Genomic DNA, 7,734 nt, shown 5'->3' with positions numbered 1-7,734 from the left:
TTTCCCGAAGATATCGATAAAGTTCAGGACTTCATACAGCCTATCAACGAGGAAAATGGTACCGATAGGAAAGGATATATTTTCATTTGGCTCAAGTTCATTAGTTCTTAGTTTTGTTTGCATTTTGGTCGATTCAAACATCACTAAGAACTCATTTATTTTTTGTTAGTGGCAAAGTTGGGTTGTACCATTCCTGATGGATTGGGCCTTGTGTAAATGCTCGTCGCTTCTATACAGGGGATTAATCAGGCTCCGAAATCTGTGAGTCACGGTTTTGAGCCGTGAAACCGATGATCTTCAAAGAATGGTTCTGAATATTCTCCTCAGTATGACACGAATTCAGCCTGAGGAATTTGAACATCAGAGTTGGATCCTGAATCCCCGGATCTACTGGAATCCGCAACAGATTGTGCTGATGCAGTAATACCTGGCGGGTTATCCGGGCATTTGTAACTGTTTGTCTGCAGGTTAAAGGTTCCACTCCCACTTCTTGCATAAACCAGGGCATAATATGTTGACCCTGCTGTCGGATGAGTTATGGAAACGTAAGAATTCGAACCAGATGCGTATCTGTATGCTGTACAATACGAATACTTCGGATTACAATCCTTGCAGATATAGAGATCAAAGACTGCTGAATCTTTGCCCACAAAACTGTATCCGGATTTTTTATCATTTTTATCGTTTTTAATTGAACCTTTTCCTGGATTAGACATACCAAAGGAATTCATCTTCCACTCGATACGGGATCGACCGTCTTCAGGAATGTAATAGCCAAATACCATGGCCTGTCCCTGCCTGAGATAATTCGTCTTAGTATCAGTTTTGTAGATTCCACAATTATTCGAGGGTTGATTTGTCGGATATGGAGTCTGGGTCTGTGTTGGTATTTTGGTAATAGTGGAGGTAGGAGTTGGAGTCAGAGTCTGAATAGGGGTTTTGGTCACGGTCGGTGTTGGATACGGTGTCCGGGTCTGAGTCGGTGTTCTGGTAACAGTGGGGGTAGGAGTTGGAGTCAGAGTCTGAGTAGGCGTTCTGGTTATGGTTGGTGTTGGATTTGGAGTCTGGGTAATAGTTGGTGTTCTGGTAATTGTAGGGGTCTGAGTCGGGGTTGGACTGCTGATTCCAAGTGCCTTGGCTGCATTTAATCTTCCGCCTGTTGCAACTTTTCCTGACAATGAAGAGAGAATGTCGCAACTGCTGAGTATCCTGCTTTTTATCTGGACTGCAGTCATGGAAGGATTCTGGGACTTTAAGAGAGCTGCAACTCCTGAAACATAGGGGGTTGCCATGGATGTCCCGTTCATAAATTTGTATCCTCCTGATGGAGCAGTACTGTAAATACTTACTCCGGGAGCAGCGAGATCTACAGATTGTTGGCCATAATTCGAGAAAGATGCCAGTTTGTCATTGTAGTCAGTTGCAGCAACTGAAATGACGTTGTTACTAGTGTATGCAGCAGGATATATCGGATTGGTATCTGCATTTGCACCGGTGTTTCCTGCTGCACAGACAACCACGGCTGATGATGCGTCAATTGCATCCTTGAGTGACTGGGATTGCAGCCCACCCCATGAAAGAGATATTACCGGGACTCCCTTCAGATTTGCATACAGAATTGCAGAGATAGCGTCAGAAACATACCCGTCTCCCTGGGAATTGAGGAATTTCAGGGGCATGATCTTGCATTTCCAGGTTACTCCGGCAATCCCGATACCATTGTTACCTATTGCAGCAATGGTCCCGGCACAATGGGTACCATGCCCGTTGTCGTCCATGGGATTATTGTTCTTATCAATAAAATTCCACCCTCTTGTGTCATCGATGTATCCGTTTCCATCATCATCAATACCGTTTCCTGCTATCTCTCCGGGATTAGTCCAGATGTTTGCTGCCAGATCCGGATGGGAATAATCTACACCGGTATCCACAACTGCAACGGTAACAGCAGGTGAACCGGTCGTTGCTCCCCATGCCAGTGGACCTTGAATATCTGCATTACTTGTTCCGTAAAATGGCGACTGCCCGGTATTGTGCAGTCCCCAGAGGTACGGATACTGTGGGTCGTTCGGATATGACGAACTGACAGCCTGCATACTTGCCATTGCCGGAGCATCTCCGGTATCTTCACCCGGGCTTAAAGATATCTTGTAATCTGGTTCAACGTACATGACATCAGGATTGGACTGGTATGATTCCATGGCATTCTCCAACGTTGTTCCGGTAACCTGAACTACCTGCATCCCGGGAATTCCACTGTTGCTGGTATCATGAATAACTTTCGTCCCCGCATCTGCATTTGCCACTGACTGAACAGACATCATCTCTGACTTTGTCTTAACTTTATCAGGATTATACCTGACAATCAGCCTGTCTGTAGCGTGTTCGGATGAAACATACAGGGAATTCTGGTTTTGATTCACTGTTCCTGAAGCGAGTGAACGTTCATTACCCGTGTTCCCATTTTGTTCTGCAACTGAAGATGAACAGAAACAGAGAAAAATCAGGATAACGATAAGGAATGCCGATATTGGTTTAGATGGAAAAAAGATCATAATACTCCCCTTGAATTAGTAATAATGCTGATATCTGCTGTTCTTGGGCATGAACTTTCTCTCTCCTTTCAGGATGAATTTTTCCGGTTACCTCTGAAAGTTTTGAAAATGGTGTTTTCTTTCAGAGTAAAATGACATATTTATGAACTGTGTTCAGAATTATGCTCTATTCATACGGCCCTGGATGAGTATCAATCCGGGTCTGTTTACCATCTGTTTTCATTGTTAATTTTTTGGCGCATTTTTTTGATGGAATTTGGATTTGAATATCTCAGAAAATGATGCACCTGGAGTGGCAGCATACCTATTCTATCATAAAGGGCATGAGGGGACTACATTTCGATACCAGATGAGTAAGTATGAACTGAATGATATATGGAAATAATAGATATGGTGGGGACAAAATGGAAGTGTCCTTGATTATTTCCCAAGATATAAATCCTCGATTTTTTTAGTTATAGTAGGTTTTATCAGAATTTTAAAGGTAATTTATCAAACGGGATAATATTGAGCACTCTCCAATCTGTGTGCCTCAAAAAAAGGAGCCCAAATATCGTTTTTATATGGCACCATAAAGCCCGGATCTCAGTCTCAACCACTATCTGGACCGGGTTGATTCTCACTCTTCCTTAATACCCTTCTATTTAACTTATTTCCGAGCCTCTTTTTAAATTTTAGGCCCTATAATACATCGGTTTAATCCTGACAAAATGAACAGGAAAATATCAAAAAATTGAGGGCTAAATATAAAAAAAGGCGTTATTTGCCCGGTCGACTATCCGGTTATGGCCCCAGTACCATAGCCTGGAAACAGGGCACTCTCTTTACGCAGTCATAGCAGTCTCACATCCAGGAGATCCTTTGTATCCGGCTAAAACTCCATGTTCATACTCCTGCAGGCTCTCATTGAGTTCTGCCAGCATCCGGTTCTTCTCAGTTTCCGGAAGAAAACTGTACTTGATGCTATTCAGATTTATCTCCCGAATCTGCTCATATGAAACCCGGGGTTTGTTCAACGTGAGATTAACAAACTCCTGGGTGAGATTGGTGCATTCGACACCGGGATCATCTGTTGCAAGAATCACCGGAACATCATGATCCAGGTATGATGATACCGGGTGATCTGCAGTATCTATCCCTAATATCTGCAGGTTGCTGGTCAGAAGGATCTCAACCGGAATGTGGGAGGCAGCCATTTTTTCCAGCACTCCCTCCCTGTCTTTCTCATACATGATACTGACTCCGTGTCCGATTCGCGAAGTATTCCCGGTGGATATGGCCTCGGAGATATGGTCCTGTAGATCGGCATGAGGCACCAGTTCTGGTGTCAGTTCACCAGCATGGAGCGTAATGCCGACATCGGGGTAAACACTATGAAGGTATCCCACCATCTTCATGTGCTCATCGTAATCCTTGAGCGAATACTGGTCAGATTCATCGCCAACGAGTGTAACTCCCTCTACGAGTGGTGACTGGTTGGCGATTTCAAATGCCTGGAGCAGGTCACTGAACACCTCTTTTAACGGATAAAATCGAAGGGCTTCGTAGGTGTATCTGACTATGACATTCCTGCCTTCTGGTGTTGCATGTTCACGCGACACCTGATCATAGGTTGCCTGGGTCTGGACTTTCTGTCTGCAGATATCAACAAGACCAGCATCTAACAGATTTTTCCGCAGCACTGAGAGATTATCATCCCAGGGAACCTGACTGACGATCTGCCTGACGTTATCAGAATTGGTCTGGGACGTCATCAATTCAAGATACCTGATCTTATCAGAGGCTGCCTGGTCCCTCATACTGGCAATCAGTTCTCCATCATAGTACGTAACAGGATCGATAAGATCAAAGGTACTAAAAAACCAATCATGCCCTGTCTGGTTTTCAAATGAAAAACCAGCCATCGACCACTTGGATACCAGGAATGTAAACAGGGTTGCATTAGTGTATGCAGATGATACCGGGACAAGAGGTCCGAGTGGAGTATAATTGTATGGCTGGTTTGTTGCCTGATCAACCAGTTGACCGGTTGCGGGATCGACAAGAAGATCATGACTGGCTGCGATTGCAATAAGTTTTTCAGGTGGAATTGCCCCGGAGAGATGAATGTGTATGTCTCCTCCCTTAGGCATATTACTAAAGAAGGGAATGAGTTCATCCCGGTCAGATCTGATAGAATCAAAATATGTTGATATGTTCGGGCATTGTGGATCCGGTATTATTGCATAACAGGGGCCTGGGATAATAATGGATAAACACACGATGAGAAAGAGCAGATTCATTGTGGTTCGTGGAATTGATGACATGATTTCAGACCGTATAATGGGGTATCTCTGTCTGGAGGATATATGAATCTTCATGGGAGGGATATTTCCTGAAATGCATGCATCACTGGCCGACCCGGTTTCTATCTGAATTACGTTTGAATGGATGTTAACAGGAAAGGTTTTTAGATGAAGGGAATGGTGGTTGCACTAAATCCCAATGGTGTCTATTGGGGTCAATCCGAGACAACTGAAAATGGTTTTCAGGAAAAATCCGATGAATCGGTGTTTTATCCCTGGAATGGATGATGACCGTGATTCACGGGGATTAACGGAAGGCAACGAAGTTTGTGTGATGGCTGTGTGCATCTTATTTGACTGCGAAAGACACCACTCGGGTATCTGAACAGGTAAGAGGTGAGAATTTTTCTTCTCCGTTAGTGTCATATAATCCTCTCTCTGAAGACCTGGTGTATTTTTCCCTGATACAATGACCTATTCACCTGAAACTCCCACCAGCACCTGCCGATTCCTGGGACCGTCGAACTCACAGAAATAAATGCCCTGCCAGGTACCAAGTGCCAGATGGCCATCAATGACAGGCACCATAAGAGAAAAACCCATGAGTGATGCCTTGATGTGGGCGTCTGAATTTCCCTCTGCATGTCGGTAATCTCCCCTCACTGGCACGAGGCGGGTAAGGCCGGCAAGGAGATCACGCGTTACATCAGGATCTGCATTCTCGTTGATGGTCAGGCCGGCCGTTGTGTGTGGCATGTACACATTGCAGGTTCCGTTCAGTACACCCGTTTTCTTCAGTTCATCTGAAACCTTGTTCGTGATATCAACGAATTCTGTTCTCGACCTGGTACTGATTTCTACCTTTGTCCACTTCATATGATCACCATATCCTGCTGTTGTTGTCTTTTAACAATATCATGTATTATCGACTCCTGTAACCTTGAGGTAGTAAAAACAAAAACCAGCAAGTAATTTTCTCTATGAAATTGGTTCAATTTCTACTGCAACATTTCATTAAAGTCCAATATCAGCAAGTTTGGGCCCCAAAATTTTTACCTGAATCTGCCATCTTGTGGGGGATAGAACACTATTGTTAAAAGAATTTAATATTCGAGCGATACCCCACGGTATCACGAGGGGAATATTCTTTCCTATCACTAAAATCTTAGTTCAGAGTTTGTATCAATTAATTTTTGTATCCACATCACGGAATTTTGAAATTTTATTTCATGAACAGTTACAACCCAACTTTGCCACTAACAAGAAATAAGTGTGTTCTTAGTGATGTTTGAATCGGCCAAAATGCAAACAAAACTAAGAACTAATGAACTTGAGCCAAATGAAAATATATCCTTTCCTATCGGTACCATTTTCCTCGTTAATAGGCTGTATGAAGTCCTGAACTTTATCGATATCTTCGGGAAACACAAGACAAGAGGTATCGATATCAATAATCTGCTTAGAGCCCTCATCAGTTACAAATTAACGGATAACTTCAGCATTAAAAGAGCTCACGAGTGGATCAACCGGCCAGAGGTGCTTGCAGAATTTTCCCTCCCTCCTTTCAGCGAAAGAACACTTTACCGGGTCCTTGAAATCCTTGGTGCTAATCGGGGTGTAATCATCTCTGATATCCAGGATGTCCTATTTTTGAGGTATGATTTTGAGCACACTAACATCAACATGGACTGGACCAGTATAGTTCTTCATGGAAATGAAGCCCATCTTGGAAAGTATGGTTACAGCCGGGATCATCGGCCAGATAAAAAACAGATTACAGTTGGCGTTACAGAACTTTCTGACCCAATTCATATCCCTATTGGGCTGACAATCGAACCTGGCAATCTCAATGATCAGACCCACTTCAAGAAGACATATATGCAGTCAAACAACCGGTTGAGAGAAGGATCTCTGGTGATATTCGATAAAGGAGCGAACAGTGTCACAAATACTCAGATGATCCGTGCAGATAATCTTCAGTACATCAGCGGAAAGAAGCTCAACAAGAGCGATGACAAGATAATCGCTCATTTTGAAACATATAATCCTCAAATAATTGATGATGAATCAGGGATTCGCGGAGTTAAAATAGAGAAGCCGAACAGTACTAACTACCTCTACTTCTCAAAAAAACTGCAAAAGGAGCAACTGGAATCCAGAGCCAGAAAAGTCATTCGGGAGATAAAAGAAGCAAAGGCCATTCAGGATAGTATTGACAAGAATAAGGCTCTTCCAAAACGATTCAGGATAAACAATCTTCTTGTGGATGTGGACTACTCCATCCAGACAAAACTGATTGAACTCTCAGAAGATGACGCCGTTAAGCTCCTTGAAGATAAGTTCATCACAGGGAGAGAGGGATTTTTTAGCCTGAAATCGAGCAAGAATTTGACACTTAGTGAAGCACTTCTGATCTATCGGAAAAAAGACTCAATTGAGAAGATATTCAATTCTCTCAAAAACGAGATTGAGATCAAACCATTGCGTGTATGGACCGATAACAGTATTTACGGGGCGTTAATCATTGGATTTATCGCACAGATATTTATCTCCCTAATCCGATTTGAGATTCCTGAACTGAAGCACACGTCAACAAAATCCATCAAAATGGCGCTATCGAATTTGACAGTTACCATTGATTCGTGGATGAGGAAGACAAAAAAGTTCATTCACTCCAATTTTGATGCCATCAACACGGCTATTTTGGACCATAATTGGGTGGTTACATGAGGTTTTGAAGGAAAAATCTTCAACTGTCAAATACACTATCCCGATAAAATTCGAGAAAAATTAGATCATGATAGTGGATGATCTCATTGTCTGTCTGAAGTCAAAGTGGCAAAGTTAGGTGTGTGACAAGAGGTTGGTATTCAGATTGCGTAATGCTATTCTAT

The 7,734-nt window shown here is 42.9% G+C and carries 4 protein-coding genes; 1 reads left to right on the top strand and 3 read right to left on the bottom strand.

Features of this window, described 5'->3' with window-relative positions:
• Positions 1 to 323: 323 nt before the first annotated feature.
• From DK846_RS17325 to DK846_RS17315, 3 genes are all read right to left on the bottom strand, one after another.
• Complete coding sequence (locus DK846_RS17325) at positions 324 to 2,555, bottom strand: S8 family peptidase (protein ID WP_109970263.1); 2,232 nt, start codon at positions 2,553 to 2,555, stop codon at positions 324 to 326.
• Between the two features lie 824 nt (positions 2,556 to 3,379).
• Positions 3,380 to 4,861 carry an amidohydrolase family protein gene (locus DK846_RS17320; protein ID WP_181391855.1) on the bottom strand — a complete coding sequence of 494 codons (1,482 nt, stop codon included), beginning with the start codon at positions 4,859 to 4,861 and terminating at the stop codon, positions 3,380 to 3,382.
• A 453-nt stretch (positions 4,862 to 5,314) separates the two neighbouring features.
• Complete coding sequence (locus DK846_RS17315; RefSeq protein ID WP_109970261.1) at positions 5,315 to 5,716, bottom strand: secondary thiamine-phosphate synthase enzyme YjbQ; 402 nt, start codon at positions 5,714 to 5,716, stop codon at positions 5,315 to 5,317.
• Between the two features lie 426 nt (positions 5,717 to 6,142).
• Here DK846_RS17315 and DK846_RS17310 point away from each other — a divergent pair, with 426 nt between their 5' ends.
• Positions 6,143 to 7,570: an IS1634 family transposase gene (locus DK846_RS17310; RefSeq protein WP_109970264.1), complete on the top strand. Its 1,428-nt coding sequence runs from the start codon at positions 6,143 to 6,145 to the stop codon at positions 7,568 to 7,570.
• The last annotated feature ends 164 nt before the right edge of the window (positions 7,571 to 7,734 follow it).

It is taken from the genome of Methanospirillum lacunae (assembly GCF_003173355.1).
GTDB classification, from domain to species: Archaea; Halobacteriota; Methanomicrobia; order Methanomicrobiales; family Methanospirillaceae; genus Methanospirillum; species Methanospirillum lacunae.
The sequence above is the reverse complement of the archived record's forward strand: the minus strand, read 5'-3'. Positions and strand labels throughout refer to the sequence as shown.